This window comes from Devosia enhydra (assembly GCF_900119845.1).
Lineage (GTDB): Bacteria > Pseudomonadota > Alphaproteobacteria > Rhizobiales > Devosiaceae > FPKU01.
The window spans coordinates 830,879-843,492 of the sequence record NZ_FPKU01000002.1 but is presented as its reverse complement, the minus strand read 5'-3'; the positions used below and the strand labels follow the sequence as shown (position 1 = coordinate 843,492).

Annotated in this window: 12 protein-coding genes; 6 read left to right on the top strand and 6 right to left on the bottom strand. The window is 65.3% G+C overall.

The features are described from left to right. The first annotated feature begins 166 nt into the window (after window positions 1–166). The 4 genes from BT183_RS13180 (at window position 167) to BT183_RS13165 (ending at window position 3,798) form a co-directional block, all read left to right on the top strand. Window positions 167–994: a metallophosphoesterase family protein gene (locus BT183_RS13180; protein ID WP_072343828.1), complete on the top strand. Its 828-nt coding sequence runs from the start codon at window positions 167–169 to the stop codon at window positions 992–994. Beyond that, window positions 987–1,730, top strand: coding sequence for a tyrosine-protein phosphatase (locus BT183_RS13175; protein ID WP_072343826.1), 744 nt, complete (start codon window positions 987–989; stop codon window positions 1,728–1,730). Before BT183_RS13180 ends, BT183_RS13175 begins: the two co-directional genes overlap by 8 nt. Before the next feature lie 62 nt (window positions 1,731–1,792). Continuing rightward, window positions 1,793–2,383, top strand: coding sequence for a TetR/AcrR family transcriptional regulator (locus BT183_RS13170; RefSeq protein WP_072343824.1), 591 nt, complete (start codon window positions 1,793–1,795; stop codon window positions 2,381–2,383). Between the two features lie 119 nt (window positions 2,384–2,502). Then, entirely contained in the window at window positions 2,503–3,798 is a 1,296-nt protein-coding gene (locus BT183_RS13165; RefSeq protein ID WP_072343822.1) for an Hsp70 family protein, read from the top strand. Window positions 3,799–3,807: 9 nt separating this feature from the next. Here the strand turns inward: BT183_RS13165 and BT183_RS13160 are convergent, their stop codons facing one another. Beyond that, window positions 3,808–5,427, bottom strand: coding sequence for an ABC-F family ATP-binding cassette domain-containing protein (locus BT183_RS13160; protein WP_072343820.1), 1,620 nt, complete (start codon window positions 5,425–5,427; stop codon window positions 3,808–3,810). A 195-nt stretch (window positions 5,428–5,622) separates the two neighbouring features. Here BT183_RS13160 and mepA point away from each other — a divergent pair, with 195 nt between their 5' ends. Together mepA and BT183_RS13150 are read left to right on the top strand one after the other, a co-directional pair. Next, entirely contained in the window at window positions 5,623–6,450 is an 828-nt protein-coding gene (gene mepA / locus BT183_RS13155) for a penicillin-insensitive murein endopeptidase (RefSeq protein ID WP_072343818.1), read from the top strand. Beyond that, window positions 6,447–7,277 carry a C40 family peptidase gene (locus BT183_RS13150; protein WP_072343816.1) on the top strand — a complete coding sequence of 277 codons (831 nt, stop codon included), beginning with the start codon at window positions 6,447–6,449 and terminating at the stop codon, window positions 7,275–7,277. Before mepA ends, BT183_RS13150 begins: the two co-directional genes overlap by 4 nt. A gap of 17 nt (window positions 7,278–7,294) precedes the next feature. On the opposite strand, the gene BT183_RS13145 is transcribed toward BT183_RS13150, so the two are convergent. The 5 genes from BT183_RS13145 to BT183_RS13125 all read right to left on the bottom strand — a co-directional run bounded on the left by BT183_RS13145 (window position 7,295) and on the right by BT183_RS13125 (window position 12,608). Then, window positions 7,295–8,197, bottom strand: a complete 903-nt coding sequence (locus tag BT183_RS13145) for an ABC transporter ATP-binding protein (RefSeq protein ID WP_072343814.1) — start codon at window positions 8,195–8,197, stop codon at window positions 7,295–7,297. After that, complete coding sequence (locus BT183_RS13140; RefSeq protein WP_072343812.1) at window positions 8,194–9,012, bottom strand: ABC transporter ATP-binding protein; 819 nt, start codon at window positions 9,010–9,012, stop codon at window positions 8,194–8,196. The genes BT183_RS13145 and BT183_RS13140 overlap by 4 nt, the downstream gene beginning before the upstream one ends. Then, entirely contained in the window at window positions 9,009–9,896 is an 888-nt protein-coding gene (locus tag BT183_RS13135; RefSeq protein WP_072343810.1) for an ABC transporter permease, read from the bottom strand. Before BT183_RS13135 ends, BT183_RS13140 begins: the two co-directional genes overlap by 4 nt. A gap of 3 nt (window positions 9,897–9,899) precedes the next feature. Next, window positions 9,900–10,877 carry an ABC transporter permease gene (locus BT183_RS13130; RefSeq protein WP_072343808.1) on the bottom strand — a complete coding sequence of 326 codons (978 nt, stop codon included), beginning with the start codon at window positions 10,875–10,877 and terminating at the stop codon, window positions 9,900–9,902. 78 nt (window positions 10,878–10,955) lie between these two features. After that, window positions 10,956–12,608 (bottom strand): ABC transporter substrate-binding protein, encoded by a 1,653-nt coding sequence (locus BT183_RS13125; protein ID WP_072343806.1) that lies wholly within the window; start codon window positions 12,606–12,608, stop codon window positions 10,956–10,958. Window positions 12,609–12,614 lie beyond the last annotated feature (6 nt).

Here is a 12,614-nt window from a genome sequence, read left to right as displayed (position 1 = left end):
TCTCCTGATGGTGCCTCTTGGGCTGGCGCACCATTCCCACCCTTGCATGACGGTTGCGCCGCGCTTGCGTGACAGTCTGATGAAAAATGAATGAGCGCTCATTCTGTCATGTGACTGACATCGGCCACCGCAATAAGCGACCACCTCAACAGCGGAGACAAAGCGGGTGACCCAGTTTCGCATCGCTCAGATCAGCGACACGCATCTGTCGCGGCAAAAGAACCAGTTCGTCGGCAATTTCGAGGTCGCGGCCGAGCGCATCGCGACCCAGAGACCCGACCTCGTCGTGCATTCGGGCGACATCGCGGTGGAGGCAACGCAGCGCCCCGACGACCTCGCTTTTGCCAATGAACTGATGGCCGGGCTCGTCGCCCCCTATCGCGCCATCGCCGGCAACCACGATATCGGCGACAATCCCGGCGATGGCGGCTACATGCCGAAAAAGCCTGTCAATGACGACTTCATCGCGGGCTATGAGGCCCTGTTCGGCCCGAGCCAATGGCAGATCGATGCCGCCGGCTGGTGCATTCTCGGGCTCAACGCCGAGCTGTTCCTCTCAGGCCTCGCCGGTGAAGCGAGCCAGGAGCGCTGGCTCGACGAAACGCTGTCGCAATCGGGCGGCAAACCGGTCGCGATCTTCTGCCACAAGCCGCTGTTCCTCGCGCAGGTCGAGGAGCCTGCGGATGTGCCCTATCGCTACGTGCCCATGGCGCCGCGCCGCAAACTCGCGGAGATGATGGCCAAGGCCGATGTCCGCCTCTTTGCCTGCGGGCATGTGCACCAGTCGCGCGACCATGTGGTCGATGGCATCCGCCATGTCTGGGGCCCCGCCACCGCCTTCACCCTGCCCGATGCGGTGCAACCGCGTGTCGGCACCAAGCGCTGCGGCATGGTCGAGTATGTGTTCACCCACGATGGCGTGACGGTGGAAACCGTGTTTCCGGACGCCATGGTCCAGCACGACTATGATGCGGTGAGGGCGGCCTATGCTTGACGCGCCCTCCCCCCTGCTGCCCAGCCTCGGCAATTTCCGTGATCTTGGCGGCCTGCCCCTCGGCTCGGGCGGTCGCGTCCGTTCGAGCCGCCTCTATCGCTCGCCGCGCCTCACCGGGCTCGCCGAGGCTGATCTCGCCACGCTCGATGGCTATGGCATCGTCGCACTTGTCGATTTCCGCGGGCGTGCGGAAGCGGAAGCGGCGCCCGTCGCGCTCTCGCCTCAACTGATGTCGCGCCGCATCGGCCTTCCGATAGAGCCGCAGGCGGGCGCCCGCATCCGGGCGCTCGAAGCCTTCGGCGAGGTCTCCCACGAGGCCGCTCATGCCATCATGGTCGAGAGCTACAGGGCCTATGTCACCGATCACGCCGACACCTATGCCCGCTTCATCCGGCTCGTGGCCGAGGCGGATGGCGCCGTCGTCTTCCACTGCTCGGCCGGCAAGGACCGCACCGGCTTTGCCGCGGCACTGGTTCTGGCAGCGCTCGGAGTGCCCGAGGATGCCATCCTTGCCGATTACCTGCGCACCAACCGCGACTGGCAGCCGCCGGTCGATATCGGTGGCGTTCCGGCAAGCTATCGTAGGGCGCTGCTGGGTGTGGACGAAGCCTATCTTGCGGCTGCGTTCGCGGTTCTTAATCGCGACCATGGCGGTGCCGAGCACTTCGCCCGTGCAGCGCTCGGGGGCAGCGAGGAGGCCTTCGCGCGCTTTCGGGCGGTGTTGACGGAACACTGAGCTCCGGTTCATCTGCGCTGCGGGCCAGTTGGTCCGCAGCCGCACCGGCCCGAGGAGAAGACATGGCGTCCGATCTGGACAAGCGCGAACGCATCCTCAGGGCCGCCGCCGAACTCATCGTCAAGAACGGCCTTCAATCGCCAATGTCGGCCATCGCCGCGCGCGCCGATGTCGCGATGGGCTCGATCTACAACTACTTCGCCTCCAAGGACGACCTGATCCTCGGGGTTTATGCCTCCCTCGCCGAAGCCTTCAACGAAAAGGTCGTGCCCGAGGCCATCGACCGATCCGTGCCGCATCGCGCGCGGATCATGAAATACATCACCGACTATATCGACTTCTTCTGGGCCGACTGGGATCGGGCCATCCTGTTCGAATATCTCTCCAACGTGCCGCTGATCCCGCCCGATGCGCTCGCAGAGGTCTTTGCCCGCACCCGCGCCTATAGCCGCACACTGCTCGAGGAGGCGCAGGCCGATGGCGTGCTCAGGCCCTGTTCCGTGCAGTTGATGGGCGGGCTGATCGGCGGGGGCATTCGCAACACGCTCAAATGGCACCGGATGTCCCATACCGAACTGGGGCGCGAAGAGCGCGACGAGATCGCTGAGATGTGCTGGTCGGCCATTGCAGCCGAACCTTCCGCGCGCGCCTGAGCCGGAGGATCGGCCATCACGGCAGGATCCCCGGGGGCGGTTGCCAAGCCCGCCATCACCCCCTATAGGGTCCGTCCCCCGCGCGCCTGCCGCGCCCTTTCCCTAACGAGGACGGTTCAGTGGCGCTCAGTTGCGGTCTCGATTTCGGCACGTCCAACTCCACGCTCGGCCGGGTCGGCAGCGATGGCGTGCCGCGTCTGGTTGCGCTCGAGGCGGGCCAGAGCACCATACCGAGCGTGCTGTTCTTCGGCTTTGAGGACAATGATCTGCATTTCGGCCGGGCAGCGATCGCCGAATATGTGGCGGGCGCCGATGGCCGGCTGATGCGCTCGCTGAAAAGCGTGCTCGGCACGGCGCTCTTTGCCGACACCACCCGCATCAAGGCCCGCAAATTCGGCTTTGGCGAGATCATCGGCATGTTCGTCGCCGAGATGAAGCGCCGCGCCGAAAGCGAGCTTGGGGCCGAACTCGACCAGGTGGTGATGGGTCGCCCGGTGCATTTCGTCGATGACGATCCGGTGGCCGACCGGGCTGCGCAGGACCAGCTCGAAGCCGCCGTGCGGGCTCAGGGCTTTGCCGACATCGCCTTCCAGTTCGAGCCGATCGCCGCCGCCCTCGAATATGAGCGGCAGGTGACGGCCGAAAGGCTGGCACTGATCGTCGACCTGGGCGGCGGCACCTCGGATTTTTCGCTGGTGCGGGTGGCGCCCGAGCGGCGCAAGCTTGCCGATCGCTCCGGCGACATCCTCGCCACCGCCGGCGTGCATATCGGGGGCACCGATTTCGACCGGCTGCTGGCCAAGGCGCGCGTCATGCCGGAACTGGGCATGGGCAGCCTCACCCGCGACGGCAAGCGCTATCTGCCCGTGGCGCCCTATGTCGATCTTTCGACCTGGCACCGCATCAACCGGCTCTATGACCCGCAGGCGATCCGCGACCTGCGCTCCACCGTGCGTGAGGCAGCGCGGCCTGAGCTTGTCGAAACCATGCTGATGCTGGTCGAAGACCGGCTGGGCCACAAGCTGATCGGCGCCGTCGAGGAGGCCAAGATCGCGCTGTCGTCGGAAGACAGCAGGGAGTTCCGCTTCCCCGTGCGCGAGCGCGTCATCTCCGCACGCATGACGAGCGCCGAACTGGCCGCGGCGCTATCGGACGCCATTGCGCGGCTCGAGGCGACCATCGGGGAAACCCTCAAGCGCAGTGGCGTAAAAGCCGAGGCCGTCGACAGCCTCATCCTCACCGGCGGCTCGACGCTGGTGCCGGCCGTGGCCAATCGCCTCGCCGCGCTGTTCCCGGCGGCCGAACTCGTGCGCACCGATGTTCTGGGCAGCGTCGGGCTCGGGCTGGCGCTGGAGGCCGAGCGCGTTTTCGGGCCATCGCAGCTCGCCCGTCCGCACCGCGCCGCGGCGCAGTAAAGCCACCGTTCAGCGCAAACCCGGCGCTTCCTGACCGGTGGCCGCGACATATTCGGTATAGCCCCCGCCATAGGCGTGGATGCCCTCGGGCGTCAGTTCCAGCACACGGTTGGAGAGCGCGGCGAGGAAATGCCGGTCGTGGCTGACGAACAGCATCGTGCCCTCGAAACTCGACAGCGCCTCGATCAGCATCTGCTTGGTCTGGATGTCGAGATGGTTGGTGGGCTCGTCGAGCACGAGGAAATTGGGCGGATCGAAGAGAATGAGCGCCATGGCCAGCCGCGCCTTTTCGCCGCCCGACAGCACCCGACACTTCTTCTCGATATCGTCGCCCGAAAACCCGAAGCAGCCGGCGAGCGCCCGCAACGGGGCCTGTCCGGCTTGCGGGAAGGTCGATTCGAGCGTCTGGAATATGGTGCTGTCGCCATCGATCACATCCATGGCGTGCTGGGCGAAATAGCCCAGCTTGACGGAGGGCCCGCGCGCGATGCTGCCGGCATCGGGCTCGGAGGCGCCGGCCACGAGCTTGAGCAGCGTCGATTTGCCCGCACCGTTGACGCCCAGGATGCACCAGCGCTCGCGTCGCCGCACATGAAAATCAAGCCCGTCATAGATCGACCGGCTGCCATAGGCCTTCTTGACGCCTTCGATGCGCACGATGTCCTCGCCCGATCTCGGCGCGGGGCGGAATTCGAAGGCCACGACCTGCCGGCGCTTGGGCGGCTCGACCCTGTCGATCTTGTCGAGCTTTTTCACCCGGCTTTGCACCTGCGCGGCGTGGCTGGCGCGGGCCTTGAACCGGTCGATGAAGGCGATCTCCTTGGCCAGCATGGCCTGCTGGCGCTCGAACTGCGCCTGCTGGTTGCGATCGGCGATCTCGCGCTGGCTCTGATAGAACTCGTAGTCGCCGCTATAGCTCGTCAGCGTGCCGGCATCGATCTCGAGAATCTTGTTGACGATGCGGTTCATGAACTCGCGATCATGCGAGGTCATCAGCAGCGCGCCGGGATAGGCCTTGAGGAAATCCTCGAGCCAGATCAGGCTTTCGAGATCGAGATGGTTGGAGGGCTCGTCGAGCAGCAGCACGTCGGGCCGCATCAAAAGGATGCGCGCCAGCGCCACGCGCATCTTCCAGCCGCCCGACAACGCCCCGACATCGCCGTCCATCATCTCCTGGGAAAAACCAAGGCCATCGAGAACTTCGCGCGCGCGTCCATCGAGTGAGTAGCCGTCGAGTTCCTGGAAGCGCCCCTGCACCTCGCCATAGCGCTCGATGATGGCCTCCATCTGGTCGGCCTGCTCGGGATCGGCCATCGCCGCTTCGAGCACGGCCATCTCGGCCATCAGTTCGCTGACCGGCCCGGCGCCATTCATGACTTCGGCCACGACGGAGCGTCCGGACATGTCCCCGACATCCTGGCTGAAATAGCCGATCGAAATGCCGCGATCGACCGAGACCTGCCCCTCATCGGGCAGCTCTTCGCCGGTGATCATGCGGAACAGCGTGGTCTTGCCTGCGCCATTGGGACCGACGAGCCCGACCTTCTCGCCCTTCTGCAGCGCCGCCGACGCTTCGATGAAGACGATCTGCCGGCCGTTCTGCTTGCCGATATTTTCAAGGCGTATCATGGGCTCTTCACAGTCCGGACCGGGAGCTTCCGGGGGCGGAAGCGTGCGAGGGGCGAGGTATCAAAACCCAGGCCCATTGTCTTCCCTGTTTGCGACATGCACCCTGTGCGTGAAGCGGGCGCGCCGACCCCGAGGGAGTGATTCACAGCCATGCCGATCATGAGCCGTCTTCGCCTCGGACGATGTGCCTCACTGATGCTGGTCCTCATCATGGCACTCGGCACGCCGGCCCACGCCCAGCAGGAGGCGCGCGACCTCTTCGGAGCGCAGCGCCAGCCCACCGCCGGACAATCGCAGCCGGTAGGCGGCTATTCCCGCGGCTGCGTGGCCGGAGCCGTGCAATTGCCTGCTGACGGGCCGGGCTGGCAGGCCATGCGGCTCTCGCGCGACCGGCGCTGGGGCGCCCCTGAACTGGTCTCGGCCATCGAAAAGATCGCGCACTCGGTTCAGCAGGATGGCTGGCCCGGCATCCTCGTGGGCGATATGGGGCAGGCGCGCGGCGGCCCGATGCGCAGCGGCCACGCCTCGCACCAGAGCGGGCTCGACGTCGACCTCTGGCTCGAGCCGATGCCGACGCGAACCCTGACCGCCAGGGAACGCGAAGAGATTTCGGCCCGCTCGATGCTGAAAAAAGGCACGCGCCAGATCGATCCGGCCCGTTTCGGGGAAGGCCAGCGGCTGCTGATCTATCGCGCCGCGCAACTGCCGGAGGTGGAGCGCATCTTCGTGGCGCCGGGGATCAAGAAATCGCTCTGCGCCATCACCTGGCGCGACCCCAGCTTCCTGCGCAAGGTGCGGCCCTGGTACGGCCATGACGACCACATCCATGTCCGGCTCTCCTGCCCGGCCGGCGCAGCGGACTGCCTAAACCAGGCCCCGATCCCGCCCGGGGATGGCTGCGGCGACGACCTCGATTACTGGTTCACCGAGGAGCCCTATCGCCCCAGCACCAGCCCGCCGGGAAAGCCCCTGACCATGGCCGACCTGCCGCAGGCCTGCACAGCCGTGCTCACCGAACGATGAGCGCCGCGTTCGATCCGCGCCTCACCCTCATGCGCGATGGGCTGGCGGCCCGATCGCTGCAAGGCATCGTACCGGCAGAGCGGTATGTCGAGACGATCGCTCACCAAGCCATTGTCCCCTTCGCGCCGCTGCGGCGCACGCCCGCCGCGGATGGCGAGCAGCTCGACCAGTTGCTGTTCGGGGAAGATTTCGCGGTGCTCGACATCGCGGAAGGCTGGGCCTTGGGGCAGGCGGTGCGCGACGGCTATGTCGGCTATCTCGAAGCCGCTGCGCTTGGCGAACCATCGCGCACCGCCACCCATACCGTGAGGGCACTGCGCACCTATGCCTATGCGGCCCCCAGCATAAAGGCACCGCCGACCGGGCTCTATTCGATGAATGCGCTGGTGACGGACGAGGGCCGCGACGGCCGTTTCGTCAGGACCAGCGGTGGCTGGTTCATCGCCGAACATCTCGCCCCGATCGATCAGCCCGAGCCTGAGCCGGTGGCGGTTGCAGAACGCTTCGTCGGCACCCCGTATCTCTGGGGCGGGCGGCAGAGCCTGGGGCTCGATTGCTCGGGCCTCGTGCAGCAGGCCTTTTATGCGTGCGGAAAAACCTGTCCGCGCGACAGCGACCAGCAGGCCTTACTGGGCAGCCCGGTCGATGTGCCGACGCGCGGCGACCTCGTGTTCTGGCGCGGCCATGTGGCGATGATGGTGAACGAAACCCACATCACTCATGCCAGCGGCTGGCACATGCAGGTGGTGATCGAGCCGCTCGCCGAAGCCATCGCGCGCACCGCCCGGTCGGGTGGTGGCGACCCTACCGGCTTCCGACGGCCCTGATCGGCGGCGCAGGCCTGTCAGTCCGGCATCAGGCGCACGAAATGGGTCGGGCTGACCGTCCGGATTTCGGTCTGGGGCAAAGCCGCGCGCTGGCGGATGGAATCGATCTGGCCCGGCTCGTCCGCGATCCGCCCATCACCGAACGGCCTGTCGGGGTCGGGCACTGCCGAGAGCAGCAGGCGCGTATAGGCATGCTTGGGACTGCCCAGCACGCTTTCGGTTGCGCCCCATTCCACCACCTGGCCTGAATACATCACCATGATGTCCTCGGCCACGTAGCGGGCGGTGGCGATATCATGGGTGATGTAGAGGAGCGCGAGGCCGAGCTCTGCCTTCATGTCGTTGAGAAGGTTGAGGATGCCCAGCCGCACCGAGACGTCGAGCATCGAGGTCGGCTCGTCGGCGATGATGACCTCGGGATTGACGGCAAGCGCCCGCGCGATGCTGATGCGCTGGCGCTGCCCGCCCGAAAGCTCGTGCGGATATTTGGGTGCGATCGCGACCGGATCGAGCCGCACGCGCGTCAAAAGCTCCGCGATCGCCGCTTGCCGCTCTTTGCCCCCGAGCGCCGGCTGATGGAGGCGCAGCGGCCGCTCCAGATGATAGCGGACGGTATGGACCGGGTTGAGCGACGAGAACGGATCCTGGAACACCATCTGCACGGCGCGGCGATAGGCCTTGAGCCCGCCCGCCTCGACAGGCGCGCCCCGAAACAGCAGGCGCCCTTCGTCGGGCGCATATTCCCGCATCAGGAGGCGGGCTGCCGTGGTCTTGCCGGACCCGCTTTCGCCCACCAGCGCCAGCGTGCGGCCGCGATGGAGCGCCAGCGAAAGACTTCGCGCCGCCGTGACGCGGGTGTCGCCGCGCCCGAAGCCTTTCGACACCGCCTCGAGGGCAAGGATGGCCGGCTCGGCACTCATCGCGCAGCATCCCCGAGCGTCCGGCCGCCCGAAAGCCTCGGGATCGAGGCCCAGAGCTTTTTGGTGTAGGCGTGGCGCGGATCGGTGTAGATCGCGCGCGCCTCATTGACCTCGACCAGTTCGCCTTCGAGCATGATGCCGATGCGATCGCTGACCTGCACCATCAGCGCCAGATCATGCGTGATGAACAGCACCGAAAACCCCAGTTTCTGCCGCAGCCTGTGGATGCGTTCGAGGATTTCACGCTGCACCACCACGTCGAGCGCGGTGGTGGGTTCATCCATGATGATCAGTTTGGGCGACAGCGACAGGCAGATGGCGATCACCACACGCTGCCGCATGCCCCCCGACAACTGGTGCGGATAGGCCGAAAGCCGGTCGGCCGGGATGCCGACAAGCTCCAGCATCTCGGCGGCCCGCTCGCGCGAGGCGGCCCGCGACAGGCCCGCATGGGTGCTGAGCACGTCGTAAAACTGGGTCTCGATGGTCAGCACCGGATTGAGCGAGTTCATCGCGCTCTGGAACACCATCGCCACCTCGCGCCAGCGCAGGGCGCGCAGAGCGGCGGGATCGAGGCTGAGCACGTCGCGACCGCCCACAAGGATCCGGCTGCCCGTGCGGATCAGGGCCGGCGGGCGATGCAGGCGGCTGATGGCGAAGGCGATCGTGCTCTTGCCGCACCCCGATTCTCCGGCCAGCCCGAAAAACTCCCCCGGTCCGATGTCGAAGCTGACATTCCTGACCGCGCGGAAATCCCCGGCCTGCCCGACATAGTCGATGGAGAGGTTGCGGATCGAGAGGACGGGCTCGCTCACAGTCTCCCCTCCCCGGCGCGCACGAGCCCCACCCAGCGGGCCAGCATGCCGCCGGTGCGCAGCCGCGGATTGGCGATTTCGTCGATGGCGAAATTGAGCAGCGCCAGCCCGAGCCCCAGCACAGCAAGGGCGACGCAGGGCGTCAGCAGCTCCCACCACGCCCCCACCGAGAGCGCCGAGGCATTCTGCGCGTTGTAGAGCATGATGCCCCAGGAGACCGTGTTGGGGTCTCCGAGCCCGAGGAATTCGAGCGTCGCTTCGGTGATCACCGCGAAGATCACGCTGCCGATGAAATTGATGCCGACGATGGAGATGAGGTTCGGGAAGATCTCGAAGCTCATGATGCGCCAGCTCGATTCCCCCAGCATCTCGGCCGATTTGACGAAATCGCGCTGCCGGATCGACAGCGTCTCGGAGCGCGTCACCCGTACGCCCCAGGCCCATGACGTGAAGCCCAGGATGATGGCGATGACCAGAGGGCTGGCCTGCCCGATAAAGGCGGCCAGCACCAGAAGCAGCGGCAGGTTGGGGATGACGAGGATCATGTTGGTGAAAAACGTGATCACCTCGTCCACGACGCCGCCCTTGTAGCCCGCGATGATGCCGAGCACGGTGCCGATCACCGTGATCAGCAGGCCGGCTCCGAAACCAACCGCCAGCGAGACCCGCGCGCCATAGAGAAGGCGGGTGAAGACGTCGTAGCCCAGCCGCGTCGTGCCCAGCCAATGGTCGGCCGATGGCGGCTGGTGCGGCCGGCCGACGCGCTGGGTCGGGCCATATTCGGTCAGCAGCGGCGCAAAGATCGCCAACAGCACGATGACGATGAGGATGCCGGCGCCGACCAGCGCCTTCCTGTTGCGCAGCAGCCCTTGGAGCAAGCTCATGGCTCAGGCCCGCTTGAGGCGCGGATCGAGCAGCACATAGCTCAGATCGACGAGGAAATTGGCCACCAGCATCGCCCCGGTCATGATCAGCAGCTGCCCCTGGATCACCGGATAATCGCGCGCGAGGATCGCCTGGTAGAGGGTGTTGCCGAGGCCGGGGTAGTTATAGACCACTTCGGCCACGAGCGAGCCCCCCAGCACCGAGCCGAGCGAAATCGCCAGCGCCGAGACGGTGGGCAAAAGCGCATTGCGCGCCGCATACCAGAGCATGACGCGTTGGTCCGACAAGCCCTTGGCCCGCCCCATCACGATATAATCCTCGCCCAGGAGGTTGATCATGTTGTTGCGCATGGTCACCGCGAACCCGCCGGTCAGCACGATGACCAGCGTCAGCATCGGCAGCGTGCCGTGATAGATGACGCTCGAAAGATAGGTCCAGCTCCAGGCCGGATCGAGCATCGGATCGGCGGCATAGCCATTGGGAAACCAGCCCAGCGTGTAGCCGAAGACAAAGAGCATGATCAGCGACACGACCACGGCCGGCACCGAACTGGCAAAGATCGACGACAGCGACACGGCCGTATCGAGCCGCGTGCCCCGATGCCAGGCCGCCATGACGCCGAGAAAGGTGCCGAGCGAAAAGCTCAGGAGCGTCGCGATGCCGACGAGCCCCACCGTCCAGACCAGCGCACGGCCTAAAAGATCGGTCACTGGCAGCGGGAAATACTTGATCGAGCGCCCGAGGTCACCGGTGAAGACGCTTCTGAGATAGGCGAGATACTGCTCGCCGATCGGCGCATCGATGAAGCCGAAGGTGAGCTTGAGCGCATTGAGGTTTTCGAGCGACAACTCGGAGCCAGCGCTGGCGAACATCATGCGGATGGGATCGCCCGGCATCAGGCGCGGCAGGAAGAAGTTGATCGTCGCCGCCGCGAGAAAGGCCGCAAGGTAAAAGGCGAGGCGTCGGAGCAGAAAGATCATCCCGCCGGTGTCCTTGAGAGGAGTGGCCGCCGCACATCAGAAGGGACGGCGCGGCCCGCGCGCCATCCCCTGAGGAGCTTACTGGGCAACTGGCCTGAGGGCCAGGAGCTGGATCAGCCGCGCCGGATTGGCATTGGAGACCACCGGAGACACGAACGGGTTCTCGGTACTTGCCCAGCCCGAAAAGCGCTTGGTGTTGTACTGGTAGAAGGCCGGGCTGTTATAGACCGGGATCACCGGCATGTTCTCCGCCACGATCAACTGGATCTCATCCATGATCGCCTTCTGCTCGGCCGGGTCCTTGATGCGGGTATACTGGTTGAGCAGCTCCATGACGCGCGGATCGGTCCAGCGCTGGGCCGAGAACCGGCTCTTGCCGAAATCATCCGGGTTGAACGAGCGGCGATAGGGGAAATAGGGATTGAACGAGGACGCCAGCGCATTGAGCGTCATCGAATATTTCGCTTCGATGAGGTCGGCGGTCCACACGGCGGCTTCGGGGGTGCTCATCTTGACGTTGAGCCCGGCATCCTTGAGGCTTTCCATGGTGATCTGGACTGCATCGATCCAGTCGGTCCAGCCATTGGGAATCTCGATGTCTATGGCGATCGGCGTGCCATCGGGATTGTCGCGGAACCCGTCGCCATTGGCATCGGCATAGCCGGCTTCATCGAGCAGCGCCTTGGCAGCGTCTGGATCGAACTTGCCATACTGCCCGAACCGCGCCGCCACTTCCGGGTTGGAGAAGGACTTGTAGGTCTCCCCCAGCATCGAGGGGTCCTCGTTGATCAGCGGATAGCCATAGCCGGCAATGTCGATGATGGTCTGGCGATCGACCAGCATGCTGACGGCGCGCCGGAACTGCACGTCGTTAAAGGCCTTGGCATTGTTCTCGTCGGCCGTTTCGAGATTGAACGAGTAGGAGACGAGACTCGACGGGTTGAACCAGTATTTGTGGTGCTCGGGGTCCTTGGCGACGAAGGTGTTGTCGATATCGGGAATGAAGCTCGTCGCCCAGTCGAGCGTGCCATTGGCGAGCGCGGCCAGAACCTGCGGATTGTCGGCCAGCTGCGGCAGCCGCAGGCAGTCGACGGCGAGATTGGCGGCATCCCAGTAATGGGGGTTGCGGCACTGCTCATAGACCTGGGGGGTAAAGCGCGCGATCTCGGTCATCGGCCCCGAGCCAACGGGGTTCTCGTTGGCAAAGGTCACCGGCTCGGTGATCGATGACCAGATATGCTCGGGCACAATGGGCATGCCCACGAGCGTATTGGCGATCAGCGAATTGGGCTCGGCGAGATTGAAGCGCACGGTGCGCTCGTCGACCTTTTCCACCGAGGACAGCAGCGCCGAAACCGAGATGAAGTCGAGCGCCGGGAATTTCCTGATGTAGTCATAGGTGAAAACCACATCATCGGCGGTGAGCGCTTCGCCGTCCGACCATTTCAACCCCTCGCGCAGAGTGAAGGTGATGGAATTGAGGTCGTCGGCCAGCTCGAAGCTCTCGGCAAGGCGGAAATTGGGCCGCCCGGCATCGCGCCGGTTGAAGATCACCAAGGGCTCGTAGATGAAATCGAGCGTGGTGGCGCGGGCCGAGGTCTGCCCGAACGGATTGAAGTTGCGCACCCAGGTCGTGGTCTGCTCCGAGCTGACGGTCAGAACCGCCTGGGCACTCGCGGGCGCCGCCATGCCGACGGCCAGTGCGGCCGCGACGATCAGCTTGCTCTTCAACACTTG

Bases quoted from the DNA above. Each gene is read 5' to 3' on its own strand.
- BT183_RS13175 (WP_072343826.1), top strand. From the start codon at position 987: ATGCTTGACGCGCCCTCCCCCCTGCTGCCCAGCCTCGGCAATTTCCGT.
- BT183_RS13160 (WP_072343820.1), bottom strand. From the start codon at position 5,427: ATGATACGCCTTGAAAATATCGGCAAGCAGAACGGCCGGCAGATCGTC.
- BT183_RS13150 (WP_072343816.1), top strand. From the start codon at position 6,447: ATGAGCGCCGCGTTCGATCCGCGCCTCACCCTCATGCGCGATGGGCTG.
- BT183_RS13135 (WP_072343810.1), bottom strand. From the start codon at position 9,896: ATGAGCTTGCTCCAAGGGCTGCTGCGCAACAGGAAGGCGCTGGTCGGC.
- BT183_RS13130 (WP_072343808.1), bottom strand. From the start codon at position 10,877: ATGATCTTTCTGCTCCGACGCCTCGCCTTTTACCTTGCGGCCTTTCTC.
- BT183_RS13170 (WP_072343824.1), top strand. From the start codon at position 1,793: ATGGCGTCCGATCTGGACAAGCGCGAACGCATCCTCAGGGCCGCCGCC.
- BT183_RS13145 (WP_072343814.1), bottom strand. From the start codon at position 8,197: ATGAGTGCCGAGCCGGCCATCCTTGCCCTCGAGGCGGTGTCGAAAGGC.
- mepA (WP_072343818.1), top strand. From the start codon at position 5,623: ATGCTGGTCCTCATCATGGCACTCGGCACGCCGGCCCACGCCCAGCAG.